14 protein-coding genes are annotated in these 14,445 nt (G+C 67.7%); 5 read left to right on the top strand and 9 right to left on the bottom strand.

The window, feature by feature from the left end:
• Positions 1-95 precede the first annotated feature (95 nt).
• The 4 genes from V3B64_RS08075 to pdeM are packed head-to-tail and all read left to right on the top strand — an operon-like array spanning position 96 to position 5,785.
• Positions 96-1,094, top strand: a complete 999-nt coding sequence (locus V3B64_RS08075) for a ligase-associated DNA damage response exonuclease (RefSeq protein ID WP_121504606.1) — start codon at positions 96-98, stop codon at positions 1,092-1,094.
• On the top strand, positions 1,091-2,698 hold the full coding sequence (locus tag V3B64_RS08070; RefSeq protein ID WP_032129348.1) for an ATP-dependent DNA ligase: 1,608 nt from the start codon (positions 1,091-1,093) through the stop codon (positions 2,696-2,698). Before V3B64_RS08075 ends, V3B64_RS08070 begins: the two co-directional genes overlap by 4 nt.
• The gene (locus tag V3B64_RS08065) at positions 2,695-5,154 is read left to right on the top strand and encodes a ligase-associated DNA damage response DEXH box helicase (RefSeq protein WP_329913921.1); all 2,460 of its coding nucleotides are present in this window, start codon (positions 2,695-2,697) and stop codon (positions 5,152-5,154) included. Before V3B64_RS08070 ends, V3B64_RS08065 begins: the two co-directional genes overlap by 4 nt.
• Positions 5,144-5,785, top strand: coding sequence for a ligase-associated DNA damage response endonuclease PdeM (gene pdeM / locus V3B64_RS08060; RefSeq protein ID WP_329913920.1), 642 nt, complete (start codon positions 5,144-5,146; stop codon positions 5,783-5,785). Before V3B64_RS08065 ends, pdeM begins: the two co-directional genes overlap by 11 nt.
• Before the next feature lies 1 nt (position 5,786).
• Here the strand turns inward: pdeM and V3B64_RS08055 are convergent, their stop codons facing one another.
• From V3B64_RS08055 to rlmD, 9 genes are all read right to left on the bottom strand, one after another.
• Positions 5,787-6,056 (bottom strand): hypothetical protein, encoded by a 270-nt coding sequence (locus tag V3B64_RS08055; RefSeq protein ID WP_032129345.1) that lies wholly within the window; start codon positions 6,054-6,056, stop codon positions 5,787-5,789.
• Positions 6,057-6,235: 179 nt separating this feature from the next.
• Entirely contained in the window at positions 6,236-7,504 is a 1,269-nt protein-coding gene (locus V3B64_RS08050; RefSeq protein WP_329913919.1) for an NAD(P)/FAD-dependent oxidoreductase, read from the bottom strand.
• A gap of 102 nt (positions 7,505-7,606) precedes the next feature.
• Positions 7,607-7,813, bottom strand: coding sequence for a cold-shock protein (locus tag V3B64_RS08045; protein ID WP_005410590.1), 207 nt, complete (start codon positions 7,811-7,813; stop codon positions 7,607-7,609).
• Positions 7,814-7,901: 88 nt separating this feature from the next.
• Complete coding sequence (locus tag V3B64_RS08040) at positions 7,902-8,648, bottom strand: S-methyl-5'-thioinosine phosphorylase (protein ID WP_010482830.1); 747 nt, start codon at positions 8,646-8,648, stop codon at positions 7,902-7,904.
• 82 nt (positions 8,649-8,730) lie between these two features.
• Positions 8,731-9,285, bottom strand: coding sequence for a hypoxanthine-guanine phosphoribosyltransferase (locus tag V3B64_RS08035; RefSeq protein ID WP_005410592.1), 555 nt, complete (start codon positions 9,283-9,285; stop codon positions 8,731-8,733).
• The gene (gene nagZ / locus V3B64_RS08030; protein ID WP_329913918.1) at positions 9,285-10,292 is read right to left on the bottom strand and encodes a beta-N-acetylhexosaminidase; all 1,008 of its coding nucleotides are present in this window, start codon (positions 10,290-10,292) and stop codon (positions 9,285-9,287) included. Before nagZ ends, V3B64_RS08035 begins: the two co-directional genes overlap by 1 nt.
• Positions 10,293-10,455: 163 nt before the next feature.
• Complete coding sequence (locus V3B64_RS08025; RefSeq protein WP_329913917.1) at positions 10,456-11,151, bottom strand: DsbA family oxidoreductase; 696 nt, start codon at positions 11,149-11,151, stop codon at positions 10,456-10,458.
• Between the two features lie 114 nt (positions 11,152-11,265).
• On the bottom strand, positions 11,266-11,751 hold the full coding sequence (locus V3B64_RS08020; protein WP_049421258.1) for a CYTH domain-containing protein: 486 nt from the start codon (positions 11,749-11,751) through the stop codon (positions 11,266-11,268).
• Between the two features lie 33 nt (positions 11,752-11,784).
• Positions 11,785-13,119: a 23S rRNA (uracil(1939)-C(5))-methyltransferase RlmD gene (rlmD, locus tag V3B64_RS08015; protein WP_049421257.1), complete on the bottom strand. Its 1,335-nt coding sequence runs from the start codon at positions 13,117-13,119 to the stop codon at positions 11,785-11,787.
• 127 nt (positions 13,120-13,246) lie between these two features.
• Here rlmD and V3B64_RS08010 point away from each other — a divergent pair, with 127 nt between their 5' ends.
• Positions 13,247-13,975, top strand: a complete 729-nt coding sequence (locus V3B64_RS08010; RefSeq protein ID WP_032129364.1) for a response regulator — start codon at positions 13,247-13,249, stop codon at positions 13,973-13,975.
• Positions 13,976-14,445: the final 470 nt, after the last annotated feature.

Below are 14,445 nucleotides of genomic sequence, written 5' to 3'. Positions count from 1 at the left end.
AAGAGGTCTGCGGCCCGATTGTGCCGCATCGCCTGCCAAGCCCGTGTTCAGGCCGGTTCTCACCCTCTGCACGAGACGCAGGCCACAGTGACCGCATGGCAGGCAACGACGATCTGGTGGTGCTGCGCCCGGAGGGGCTGTACTGCGCCGCCGGCGATTTCCATATCGACCCGTGGCGACCGGTAGCGCGCGCGGTCATCACCCATGGCCACGGCGACCATGCCCGCCCGGGCATGAGGGAGTACCACTGCAGCGAAGGCAGCCTGCCGATCCTGCGCTGGCGCCTGGGTGACGTGCCGGTGCAGGCGCATGCCGAGGGTGTGCCGTTCCGCCTCGGGCAGGTGCAGGTATCGCTGCATCCGGCCGGCCACGTACTCGGTTCGTCACAGGTACGCATCGACGACGGGCAGCAGGTATGGGTAGCCTCCGGCGACTACAAGCGACAGCCTGATCCGACCTGCACACCGTTCGAAGTGGTGCCCTGCGATACCTTCATCACTGAAGCTACGTTCGCACTGCCGATCTACCGCTGGCCGGACACGCCGGCGGTGGCTGCAGAGATCCTGGCGTGGCGCCGCGAATGCGAACAACGTGGCGAAGCCGCGATCCTGCTGTGCTACGCATTGGGCAAGGCACAGCGGGTGCTGGCCGAGCTGCTGCCGCTGGACGATCGACCAGCCTGGCTGCACGGCGCCATCGCCAATGGCGTGGCGGTGTACCGGCAGGCCGGGGTGCCGATGCTGGAGACGCTCACCGTGGCCGAGCAGGGCCGCCAGCCTGATGCCGCCGGCCAGCTGATCCTCGCGCCGCCGTCGGCTGCGGGCACGCCCTGGATGCGCCGCTTCGGCCGCCACCAGCTGGGCTTCGCATCCGGCTGGATGCAGCTGCGCGGCAATCGGCGGCGCCGCAATGTCGATCGCGGTTTCGTCATTTCCGATCACGCCGATTGGCCAGCACTGCTGCAGACCATCGAACAGACAGGCGCGCAGCGGGTGATCGCTACCCATGGCAATACCGATGCGTTGATTCCGTTCCTGCGCGAACGCGGCGTGGCTGCCGAAGCCTTCCGCACCGATTTCGGGAGCGAGGAATGAAGGCCTTCGCTGCGCTCTACCAGCGCCTGGACCGCAGCACGGCTACGCTGGACAAGCGTGCAGCCCTGGTCGACTACTTCCGCCAGGCGCGCGCGCACGATGCGGCATGGGCGATGTACCTGCTCAGCGGTGGCAAGGTGGGCGGCGCACGCCGGAAGATCGCCGCCAGCGGCGAACTGCGCGGCTGGATTGCCGAAGAATCCGGCTTGCCCCCCTGGTTGGTGGAAGACAGCTATGCGCAGGTGGGTGACCTGGCCGAAACGCTGACCCTGCTGCTGGATGATCCATCGCAGCCAGCCGCCGACCGCCCGTTGGCTGATTGGATCGAACAGCATCTGCTGGCCGTGGCCAACCAACCCGAGGCAGTACGCCGCGCTGCGGTCGTCGCCGGGTGGCGGCAGCTGTGCAGCAGCGAACGCCTGGTGTTCAACAAGCTGCTGACCGGCGCCCTGCGCGTTGGCGTTTCGCAGCGACTGGTACAGCAGGCACTGGCGGAATGGTCCGGCCTGGACATCGCACGCATCGCCCAGCGCATGCTCGGCGAGTGGGTCCCCTCGCCCGGGCTGCTGGCTCAACTGCTGTCACCGGACGAGCTGCCGTCCGACCGCCAGCAGCCCTACCCCTTCTTCCTCGCCTCCCCTCTGGAAGGCGATCCTGCCGAACGCCTCGGCGCGATCGACGACTGGCTGCTGGAATGGAAATGGGATGGCATACGCCTGCAGCTGCTGCGCCGGCGTGGCGAAGTCGCGCTGTGGTCCCGTGGCGAGGAACGACTGGATGGCCGCTTCCCCGAGATCGAGCACGCCGCGATGGCGTTGCCGGAGGGCTGCGTGCTGGACGGAGAGCTGCTGGCCTGGGACGAGACCGCCAACCTGCCGCGCGCATTCACCGCCCTGCAGACCCGCATCCAGCGTCGCAAGCCAGGAGCAGCGACTCTGCGCAACACGCCGGTACGCGTGCTCGCCTATGACCTGCTGGAGCACGATGGCGCGGATCTGCGTGAGCTGCCGTTGCAGGAACGGCGTACGCGGCTTGCCGCGGTCATCGGCGCATTGGACGATGTGCGGATCCAGCTGTCGCCCGACGTTGCCGCCGTCGACTGGGCGCAGGCGGCGGCGATGCGCGATGTGGCACGCGAACGTGGCGTGGAAGGGCTGATGCTGAAACGACGCGGCTCGCCCTACCTGGCTGGGCGACGCCGCGGTGACTGGTGGAAATGGAAGGTCGATCCGCTCACCATCGATGCGGTGCTCCTGTACGCACAGGCTGGCCATGGGCGGCGCAGCACGCTGTACACCGACTACACCTTCGGCGTCTGGGACGGCGACACGCTGGTGCCGGTGGCCAAGGCGTATTCGGGCTTGGACGACAAGGAGATCCTCGCGCTTGACCGCTGGATCCGCGCCAACACCCGCGAGCGTTTCGGGCCGGTGCGCAGCGTACGCGCCGAACAGGTGTTCGAGCTGGGTTTCGAAGCGGTCAACCGCAGCAGCCGGCACAAATCGGGGATCGCCGTGCGCTTTCCGCGCATCCTGCGCTGGCGCCACGACAAGCCTGCCAGCGAGGCCGATCAGCTGGCCAGCCTGCAGGCGCTGGCGCGATGACCCGCAGCCAGGCACTGCGCCGGCTGGAAGACTGGTTCGCGGCACGCGGCTGGCGCTCACTGCCCTTCCAGCGCGCGATGTGGCGCCACTACCTGGCCGGCGAATCCGGGTTGCTGCATACGCCCACGGGCAGCGGCAAGACGCTGGCGATGTTCGGCGGGCCGTTGCTGCAGGCGCTGATCGATCCACCGCCCTCGCCACGCCGCGCCAGTGCGGTGCGCCCATTGCAGGTGCTGTGGGTAACGCCCTTGCGCGCGTTGGCCAGTGATACCGCACGCGCGCTCCAGGCCGTCGTCGACGGCTTGGGACTGGGATGGCGTGTCGGGCTGCGCAGCGGTGACGCCAGCAACCGCGAGCGGCGCCAGGCCCGCGAAGGCCGCATCGACGTACTGGTCACCACGCCCGAATCACTGGCGCTGCTGCTGAGCTATCCGGATACGTTGCCGCGCATGCGCCAGCTGCGCTGCGTGGTGGTGGACGAATGGCATGAGCTGCTGGGCAACAAGCGCGGTGTGCTGCTGCAGTTGAACCTGGCGGTGTTGCGCGAAGCTGCGCCTGCAGTGCAGCTGTGGGGGCTTTCGGCCACGCTGGGCAACCTGGATGAGGCGCGCGACGTGCTGCTGCCCGGACAGCCCGACGCGCCGATCGTGCAGGGCGTGCGCCCGCGCGCGATCAGCGTGCGCAGCCTGCTGCCGGAACCCGGCGAACGTTTTCCGTGGGCCGGGCATCTGGGCCTGGCGCAGCTGCCGCGGGTGCTGGACGCGTTGATGCGGGCACGCAGCAGCCTGTTGTTCACCAACACCCGTGCGCAGGCAGAACTGTGGCATCAGGCGCTGGCCGCGGTCTGGCCGGAAGCCCCGGACACGCTTGCGCTGCACCACGGCTCGCTGGATCCAGCGCTGCGCCAGCAGGTCGAGGATGGCCTGCGCGCGGGCGCGCTGCGCTGCGTGGTTGCCACCTCCAGCCTCGACCTCGGCGTGGACTTCCCCGAGGTTGAGCAGGTACTGCAGCTGGGCAGCCCGAAGGGCGTGGCCCGCCTGCGCCAACGCGCGGGACGTGCGCGTCACCGCCCGGGTGCCAGCGGTTCCATCCTGTGCGTGCCCAGCCATGCACTGGAGCTGGCCGAATACGCCGCGGTGCGCCGTGCATTGGCCCAAGGCGTGGTCGAAGCGCGCAGGCCGCCGACGCTGTCGCTGGATGTGCTGGCCCAGCATGCGATCAGCCGCGCGCTGGCCGGTGGCTTCGACAGCGATGCGCTGCTGGCGCAGGTACGGCGTACCCATGCCTTCGCATCTCTCGGCGACGACGCATGGCAGGCCGTGCTGACGTTCATCGTGCAGGGTGGCCAGGCCCTGGCCCAGTACCCCGATTTCCACAAGGTCGTGCGTGATGCCGACGGCTACTACCGGATGCACGATCGCCGCCAGGTACTGCGCCATCGGCTGTCGATCGGCACCATCAGCAGCGATGGCAGCGTGCGCGTGCAGTTCCTGCGCGGTGGTGGCCTGGGTGCCGTGGAGGAACAGTTCGCCAGCCGCCTGCGTCGCGGCGACCGTTTCCAGTTCGCCGGGCGCCTGCTGGAACTGGTGCAGCTGCGCGACATGACCGCCTTCGTGCGGCTGGCACGAGGGCGCGGTGATGGTGTGGTGCCGCGCTGGCAGGGAGGCCAGTTGCCACTGTCGATGCCGCTCGGCCGCGAGCTGGAGTGGGTACTGTCCGGCGCCGACGACAGTGCCGAATCACGCTGGTTGTCCTCCTTGCTGGCACTGCAGCGGCAGTTGTCGGCGCTTCCCGGTCCAGAGCATCTGCTGGTGGAAGAGGTGCGGCGCCGCGACGGCCAGTTCCTGTTCGTCTACCCTTTTGCCGGCCGTCACGTGCACGAGGCGCTGGCCGCCTTGCTGGCACTGCGCTGTACCCGCCGGCAGCGCAACAGCATCGGCTACGCGGTGAACGATCATGGCCTGGTGCTGGCACCGGCGCAGGCGATCGAACTGGATGCGGCGCAATGGCGAGCATTGTTCACCCCCGATCAGCTGCTGGACGATCTGCGTGCCGCGGTGAACCTGGGCGAGCTGGCGCGCCGCCAGTTCCGTGGCATCGCACGCGTAGCGGGCCTGCTGGTCCCCAGCCTGCCCGGCGGTATGCCGCGATCGCTGCGCCAGCTGCAGGCCTCGGCAGGTCTGCTCTACGACGTACTGCGCGAGCATGACCCCGGCCACCTGCTATTGGCATTGGCCGAACGCGAAGTGCTGCACGACAGCCTGGATCTGCCGGGACTACAGCAGGTCGTGGCAAGGATCGGCATGCAGATCCTCTCCGTGCAGCACCCGACATCACTCACGCCACTGGGCTTCCCGTTATGGGCTGAACGCCAGCGCGGGCAGTTCAGCAACGAGGACTGGCGCACCCGCGTGCAACGCGCGGCCCAGCAGCTGGAGCGCCGCCATGGCCGATGAACTGCCGCTGCTGCGCGCCGGCGAATCGCTGATTCTGCTTGGCGCGCGTGCGCTGTACTGGCCCGCGCGGCAGGCGCTGTTGATCGCCGACCTGCACCTGGGCAAGGCCGATGTATTCCGCCGCGCCGGCATCGCATTGCCCAGCGGCGGCACCGGCGAAGACCTGCAACGCCTGCAGGGGCTGCTGGACAGGCATGCCTGTCGCGAGCTGTGGATCCTGGGTGACATCCTGCATGGACCGGCGCATCGCGCTGCGTGGTACCAGCAATGGCTGGCATGGCGCGAACGCAATGCTTCGCTGGACGTGCACGTCCTGCGTGGCAATCACGACCGCCAGCTGCCGCATGCTCAGTTGCAGGTACAGATCCACGATGAAGTACGGCTGCAGCCGTTCCTGCTTCGCCATGAGCCGATGCCCGATGCAGAGCTGCATGTGATCGCTGGGCATCTGCATCCGCAGGTCGCCTTGCCGCCATTGCGACGGCGCTTCCCCGCGTTCTGGCTGCGTGAGCGGATGACGGTGCTGCCGGCCTTCTCCGCATTCACTGGCGGCATCGTGCCCGTGCCCGCCCGCGGCGAGCAAAGGGTCGCCTGTGTGGAAAACGGCCTGGTGCAACTGCCGGTGGCTTGAATCAGGCCGGACGAATGCCCAGCTGCGGCATCAACTGGAAATCAGGCGTGTCACCCTCACGTCGTCGCGGCAATGCCTGGATCGCCGCCAGCATTTCCTGCGCGCAGGTGCGGATGCGCGCGTGGTGCTCCGCTGATGCATGACTGATCAGGCTGCCGACATGGAACTCGAACACGTCCTCCAGTACGTCGGGCTGGTCCTCGTGCAGCATCTGCAGCAATCCGCGCAGCTTGCAGATTTCCGATTCCAGCTCCTCGACCGCGAACAACATGGCGTCCTCCTCTTCAACATCAGCGGCACATCCGGGCCGCAACAGGCCGCAACGGCAGCGCCGCCCGGGCCACGCGCGATGTTGATCACGGAAAGGAAAACGGGCGACGCGCAATCGCGTGCAACCTACTTCTCGCATATCGGCGGTGAGGCAACCGTTAATTCAGGTGACGACGCGCTTCACGCATTGGCCGTGATCGCGTTGATACGAGGCATCTCCGCTGCGGTGGCCAGTGCGTCGACGAACGCCGGATCCAGTGCAAGTGCACCGAACCAGCCGTGCTGGGTGCCACTGAGCACGCGCAGCATGTGGCCACGGCCCCCGGGCAGGCGCCCCATCGGGCCCAGCAGCACGTCACGCGCCTTCGCCCAGGCGTCGCGGTCGGACTGGAACAGCGGCGTCAGCCAACGACTCCAGCGCTGGTACACCGCAATGTGTGCCCTGCGTTGCGCCTGGTAGGCCTGCAGCGCGACCGTACTGCCGCCGTAGGTGCGCACCGCATCGCGCAGCGCCAGCGCATCGAGCAGCGCCATGTTCACGCCCTGCCCCAGCTGCGGGCTCATCGCATGCGCGGCATCACCGGCCAGCACCATGCGGCCGTGGTGCCAGCGCGTCATCACCGCATCACGGTAGACCGCGCGCGCCAACTGGCCGGCATCACGCAGATGGGCGAAGCGCGCACTGGCCTGCGGCCACAGCGCATGCAGTTCATCCAGCCAGGGCGTCATGCCATCGGCCTGCCAGCGTTCGAAGTCGGCGCGTGGCAGGCTCCAGAAGAAACTCAGGCGCGGCGTGTCATCACCCGGGCGCGTGCCGACCGGCAGCAGTCCGATCATCTTGCGCGCGGCCACGTAACGCTGCCGCAACTCCTGCACGTGCGGCCAGTCCTCGGCCGGCAGCAGGCACCACAGCGCCCCCCACGGATACACGCGGTCCAGCCCGGCACCGCCGGCGATCGTGCCGCGCAGCGTCGACGCGGCGCCATCGGCGACCACTACCAGGTCGAACGGGCCATGCGTGCGCCCGTCGCTGTCGCGCAGACGGCCGTGTTCGGCATCCACCTCGGTAATGGTGGTACCGGCATGCAGCTGGCCCTCGCCTGCGCGCGCCTCGTCCAACAGCGAGAACAAGGCCCCGCGCTGCATGCCCAGGCCATGCAGGCGCGCATCCAGTCCCTCGTAGCGCATGTCCATCACCGCGCGCTCGCACGGCGTGTCGCCATACAGGCGGTGCACCGGCGCGGCATGTGCGCGCACGGAATCAAGCAGGCCCATCTGCCACAGTACCTGCAGGCCGCTGGGCTGCAGCAGGAAACCGGCACCCACCGGCCCCGGCGTGGGCACGCGTTCGAAGATCTCCACCTCGTGGCCGTCACGGGTGAGCAGGATGGACACTGCCTGTCCAGCGGTGCCGTAGCCGATCACGGCGATGCGCAGTCGTTCCGTCATGGCCGCATTGTGCCCGAGGCGGGTGGATCGCGAGCGGGTCGCGGGCAATCCGCGCAAAAAAAACCCCGCCGAAGCGGGGTTTTCAACGCACTGTCGAGTGGATCACTCGGCCGGCGTGATGTTCGAAGCCTGGGCACCCTTCGGGCCCTGGGTCACGTCATAGGTGACACGCTGGCCTTCCTGCAGGCTGCGGAAGCCCTTGGAGTTGATGGCGGAGAAGTGCGCGAACACGTCGGCGCTGCCATCCTCCGGCGAGATGAAGCCAAATCCCTTGGCGTCGTTGAACCACTTGACGGTACCGTTCGGCATGGTGATGCGAGACCTTATGCAATGAATGGGTGGTGTACGCTGAACCCGCGCACAAGCTGAGTATGCAAAGCTTGCTCGGGGAAGACAATCACCCCCGTGCCAATTCGCCCACCAGTTCCGGAAGTCCGTTGCCGGCCGCCTGCACGTTGGCCAGCACTTCGGCCATCGTGATCTCCTCGCCATCACCACAGCCGGCAGCCCAGTTGGCGATGATCGCCAGGCAGGCGTAATCCAGCCCCAGCTCGCGTGCCAGGGCGGCTTCCGGCATGCCGGTCATGCCCACCAGATCGCAGCCGTCGCGGCGCATACGGGCGATTTCAGCGATGGTTTCCAGGCGCGGGCCCTGTGTTGCGCCGTAGCAGCCACCGTCATGGACCGTGACGCCGGTCACTTTGGCCGCAGCCAGGATCTTGCTGCGCAGCATTGGTGTGTACGGGTGGCCGAAATCAACGTGGACCACGTCGGTGCCTTCTTCCTCACAGATCGTGCTGATGCGGCCCCAGGTGTAGTCGATGATCTGGTCCGGGCAGGCCAGCACGCGCGGACCAAAGTGTTCGGTGATGCCCCCCACCGTGTTCAACGCCAGCACGCGCTGCGCGCCCAGCTGCTGCAGCGCGGCCAGGTTGGCGCGGTAGTTGATCTTGTGCGGCGGCAGCGAATGGCCTTCGCCATGCCGCGCCAGGAACGCCACGCGATGGCCGAGCAGCGTACCAACGCGCACCGGGCCCGACGGACGTCCGAAGCGGGTGTCGACCTCGTGGGTCTGCACGTCGTCAAGCTTGGCCAGGTTATAGACACCGGTACCGCCGATCACGGCCAGGGCGATCTGTTGCATTCGAAGCACTCCATGAAAAGACGAACGCCGGCACCCGAGGATGCCGGCGGCAGAAGAAGACGCGCCGCGGGCGGCTGCGCCGTTATTCCTTCATCGCGTAGATGGCCGGCACGCAGCGCAGGGTTTCGTTGACGTCCATGCCGAAGCCGAACACGTAACGGTCCGGCAGTTCGATGCCGGCGTAGTCGGCAGTCACGTCCGGCAGCGCGCGGTCGTGCTTCTTCACCGTCATCGCGGCGATGCGCACGTCGGTCGCGCCTTGTTCCAGGCACCAGGTGCGCACGCCCTGCAGGGTGTAGCCCTCGTCGAGGATATCGTCGACCAGCAGCACGCGGCGGCCGAACAGCGAGGTGGCCGGCTTGTGCTTCCAGACCAGGTCGCCGCCGGTGGTTTCACCGCGGTAACGGGTGGCGTGCAGGTAATCGAACTGCACGTCCTGGCCGCGCGCGCCCAGTTCCAGCGCCAGCTGGCCGGCAAACGGCAGCGCACCGTGCATGATGGACAGGAACAGCGGCACCTCGCCCTTGTAATCGCGCGCGATGGCGTCGGCGATACCAGCGATGGCCTTGTCGATGGTGGGGCGGTCGACCAGCAGGTCAGCCTGGGCCAGGGCCTGGGAAATGGTGAGGTTGGGCATCAGACGGTTCTTCCAAGGGTTTCAAGCAGACGGGATTGGGTGTCGCCATGGCGGGCATCGGCCAGCAGGCCGTCCCAGCCGAGCGCGCCGCGGCCCAGCAGGCCCAGCAGCGCAGCAGTATTGAGGGAGCGTCCCTGCACGGCGTGCAGGGCTTCATCGACCAGTTCCGGGTGGCAGACCAGCACCACGTCGCAGCCGGCATCCAGATGCGCGTGCACGCGCGCCTGCACGCCGCCCGCACTGTGCGAGGCGGCCATGCCGATGTCATCGGAGAACACCACGCCGCGGAAGCCGAGCTCGCCGCGCAGGATGTCCTGGATCCAGCGCGGCGAATAGCCGGCCGGTTCCGGTGCCACCTGCGGATAGATCACGTGCGCCATCATCACCGCGTCGGCACCGGCGGCGATGCCGGCCTGGAACGGGACCAGGTCCTGGGCGCGCAGCTCGTCCAGCGCGCGCGGGTCGATCGCGGTATCCACGTGGGTGTCTTCCAGCACGGTGCCATGGCCGGGGAAATGCTTGAGCGTGGCGGCCATGCCGACCGCATGCATGCCGCGCACGTAGGCGGCGGTGAACGCGGCCACCACCTGCGGGTCTTCACTGAAGGCGCGGTTGCCGATGGCGCGGTTGCCACGGCCCAGATCGACCACCGGCGCGAAGCTCAGGTCCAGGCCGCTGGCGCGCACTTCGCTGGCCATCAGCCAGGCGTGCTGCTCGGCCAGGGCCAGCGCCTGCTGCGGGGCGGTGGCGTACATCGCCCCGATGTCCTGCAGTGGCGGCAACTCGCTGTAGCCCTCGCGGAAGCGCTGCACGCGGCCGCCTTCCTGGTCCACGCAGATCAGCTGCGGGCGCGGCGCGGCAGCGCGGATCGCCGCGCTCAGATCGGTCACCTGCTGGCGCGAAGCGAAGTTGCGCTTGAACAGCACCACCCCGGCCACGGCATCGTGCTGCAGCCAGTCACGTTCCTGGGCGGTCAGTTCGGTGCCGGCGACGCCGATCAGCAGCATGGTCGATCTCCACAACGCGCGCCCGCATGGCGCAGTGCCGCATTGTCGCAGAACCGGCCGACAGGCGCAGTGGTCAGAAAAAGGGGACGGAGGGGATTAAGCCGCAATCGGCCCCTACGGGCTGGATACGTCTTAATTCCCTCCGTCCCCTTTTCGGATCCGGTCAGACCTTGCAGCCGTCCGGGCCGCAGGCCTCGTCGCCGTCAGCCGGGGCCGCAGGCGCGCCCTGCTCGGCGGCGATCTGGCGCAGGGCGTTGGCGAAGGCCTCGGGGGGCTGCGCCCCGGAAATGGCCCACTTCCCATCGATGACGAAGGTCGGCACCGAAGAAACGCCCAATGCATGAGCCTGCGCCAGCTTGGCTTCGACATCGGCCAGGCCGCGGTCGGAGGCCAGCATCTGCGTGATTTCACCCGCGTCGAGGCCGCCTGCCGCGCCCGCCTTGATCAGCACCGAGGGGTCCGCCAGGTTCTGACCGTGCTCGAAGTGGGCGCGGAACAGTGCTTCGCCCACCGCATCCTGCACGCCGTGCTCGCCCGCCAGCCACAATACCCGGTGCGCCGGCAGCGTGGTCACCCGCACCTGGCCCTGGCTGAAGTCCATCGGCAGGCCCTCGGCCCGCGCGGTGGTCTGGGTCTGGCCGAGGATCTGTTCGGTACGCTCAACGCCGCCGAACTTGCGCACATAGGCCTCGCGCAGCGGCACCGGGGTGGCGTCCGCGTCCGGGTCGAGCTGGAACGGCTGCCAGTGGATATCGAATTCAGGCGCGTTGGCGCCCAGCAACTGCACGCCCTGCTGGAAACGATGCTTGCCGATCCAGCACCAGGGGCAGACCACGTCGGAGTAGATGTCGATTCTCATCCTTTCCACATGGGGGCCGACACCCTCGATAAAAGGGGACGGAGGGGATTAAGTCGTTTCCCGCACAGATGGGGTAAAGACGACTTAATCCCCTCCGTCCCCTTTTGGGCGGCTTCACCACTCTGAATACGGGTGGCTGGCCAGGGCAACGTTGTAGTAGCGGGCATCATCGGTGACTTCGGCACCCACCCAGTCCGGCAGGTCGATGGCCTGGTCAGCGCTGTCCAGCTCAACCTCAGCCACTACCAGGCCGGCGTTGTCGCCGAGGAACTCGTCCACCTCCCAGGTCAGGCCGGCGTGTTCGACCAGATGGCGGCGCTTGTCGATCAGGCCGCCCACGCACAGCGCCAGCAGTGCGCGAGCATCGTCCACCGGGATCGGATAGTCGAACTCCTGGCGGGTGTGGCCGATGGTGCGCGACTTCAGGTTCAGCGCGGCGTGGTCGCCCTCGATGCGCACGCGCACCGAGGCGTTCTGGGTGCCGCGGTCGAGCGCGCCCATGTCGTTGATGTAGCCCTGCGCCATCGGGATTACCCGGTGCGCGGCGGCGCGCCAGCCATCACTGCTGACGAGGAATTTGCGTTCGATTTCGATGCCCATCGCGCCATTATGCGCGATGGGCATGACAGCCGATCAGCGCTTCTCGAATACCGCGATGCTTTCCACGTGTGCGGTGTGCGGGAACATGTCCATGGCACCGGCACTGACCAGGGTGAAGCCCTGTTCGTTGACCAGATAGCCGGCATCGCGTGCCAGCGAACCCGGGTGGCAGCTGACGTAGACGATGCGCTTGAACTGCTTCAGCGGCAGCTGCTGCAGCACTTCGATCGCGCCCGAGCGCGGCGGATCCAAGAGCAGCTTGTCGAAGCCCTGGCGCATCCACGGCGTGCTGCGCTGGTCCTGGGTGAGGTCGGCGCTGAAGAACTGGGCGTTGGTCAGGCCGTTGCGCTCGGCATTCTCACGGGCCCGCGCGACGAGGCCAGCATCACCTTCCACACCGACCACTTCGCGCACGCGGCGCGCCAGCGGCAGGGTGAAGTTGCCCAGGCCGCAGAACAGGTCCAGCACACGCTCGTCCTCACCCGGCTCCAGCAGGTCCAGGGCGTGGGCGATCATCTTCTCGTTGAGCTTGGCATTGACCTGGATGAAGTCCAGCGGGCGGAACGCCAGCTCCACGTCCCACGGCGCCAGCCGGAACGACAGCGGCACGCCCTGCCCGTCCAGCGGCTGCACGGTATCCACGCCACCGGACTGCAGGTAGATCACGAAGCCATGCTGCTGGCCGAAGGCGGCCCAGGCCACGCGGTCGGCATCGCTGAGCGGCTGCAGGTGACGCACGGTCAGGACCACGGCCTGGTCGCCGGCAATGAATTCGATCTGCGGGATATCGCGCTTGCCATCGAGCGATTCGATGAAGCTGGAAAGCGCCTCGACCTTGGTGCCGATTTCCGGGATCACGGTCAGGCACTGGCTGAGGTCGGCGACGAATCGCGGATCCTGTTCACGGAAGCCGACCAGGGTCTTGTCCTTCTTTTCGACCCGGCGCACCGAGAAGCGGCCCTTGCGCCGGTAGCCCCAGCTCTCGCCGACCAGCGGCGCCAGCACGGTGCCCGGCTTCACGTGGCCGATGCGCTCCAGGTTGTCCATCAGCACGCGCTGCTTGGCGACAATCTGCTGGTCTTCGTCCAGGTGCTGCAGCACGCAGCCGGCGCAGGTGCCGAAGTGCGGGCACTTCGGGGTGACGCGCTGCGGCGAGGCCTGCAGCACTTCCACCGTACGCGCTTCGTCGAAATGGCGGCTGCGGGCGGTCTGTTCGGCCATGACCACCTCACCCGGCAGGGCGCCGCTGACGAAGGTGACCTTGCCGCCCTCGCCTTCACGGCGGGCGACACCGCGACCATCATGGCTGAGGTCGAGGATCTCGGTCTGGAACGGGGTACGGTCGATGCGGGAGCGGGATCGGGCCACGTGGCAACAGGCTGCGGGCAAAAATGGGGGCGTATTGTCGCAGATCCTGACCGGCAGGGTCCGGACCCGCTTGCGCCCGCCGCCGCTGTGCTTGATGATTGCAACAGCTGACATGGAGGCAGCCCTGATGCAGATGACCCCGCGGGCCAGCCGGCCCCGCTTCCTGCTTGTCGAGGACGACATCATCAGCCGCGGTTTTTTCAAGGCGGCGTTGGAAACGTTACCGGCGGACGTGGACACCGCAGACTCATTGGCCAGTGCCCTGGCCAGCGCCGAGCCCGGCGCGCATGACCTGTGGCTGATCGACGTCAACCTGCCTGACGGCAATGGCGCGCAGCTGCTGCGCGAACTGCGCCGTTCACATCCCGACACCCCGGCGTTGGCGCATACCGCCGACGGCGATACCTCGATCCATGCGCGCCTGCGCGAGGCCGGTTTCAGCGACACGCTGGTCAAGCCGCTGGGCCGCGACCAGCTGCTGAAGGCGGTGCGCCGCGCCCTGGTCAACAGCCCGGCCGGGATCGTCATGGCCCAGGCGCCGGCCGCGGTCGAGCTGCAGGTACAGGACTGGGACGAGACTGCGGCACTGGCCGCGCTCAATGGCCAGCGCAACCACCTGATCGCGCTGCGCGAGCTGTTCCTGGCCGAGCTGCCGGGCGTACGCGATGCGGTCGAGCAGGCGGTGGACCAGCATGACGAGCGCCAGCTGCGCAGCCAGTTGCATCGGCTGCAGGCGAGCTGTGGCTTCGTGGGCGCGGCGCGGTTGGGCCGGGCGGTGCGCCAGTTGCATCATGCGCCGGAGTCCGGGCAGGCCCAGGCGGGGTTCCGCGACGCGGTGGCTGCCCTGCTGCATTAAGGGTTGTTCGGCAGGGCTGCGCCCTGCACCTGCCGAAGCCTTCAAGCCAGGGCAACGTCAAAGGCCAAAGCAGCATTCCGTGGGATGGCGGGGCACTGTGGGTTTGCGGGGACGGCGCAAGTACGTCCATGTAGCCTTGGTCGCCGCATCCATGCGGCTCACACCCCGCAAACCCACAGTGCCCCGCCTTCGATAGTTGGCCGGTGGCCAGTAGATCCACGCCATGCGTGGATGAATCTCAATCGGAATCAAATATTTCGAATTGAAATCGAAACGCATCCACGCATGGCGTGGCTCTACTGTGTCGACCAAGGTCGACACCCACCAGAGCAGAGTGCCGTTCCGACAGCTCGCGAGAAACTGTCGAAGGCGGGGTGGGTCCGGTTGAGGGGGCGTGAGCCGCATGGATGCGGCGACCGAGCTTACAGGGACGTACTTGCAGCGCCCCCCTCAACCGGACCCACCCCGCC

It is taken from the genome of Stenotrophomonas sp. SMYL86, from assembly GCF_036320025.1.
Lineage (GTDB): Bacteria > Pseudomonadota > Gammaproteobacteria > Xanthomonadales > Xanthomonadaceae > Stenotrophomonas > Stenotrophomonas maltophilia_A.
Note: the sequence above shows the minus strand (reverse complement) of the source record. Positions and strands in the feature narration are given on the sequence as shown.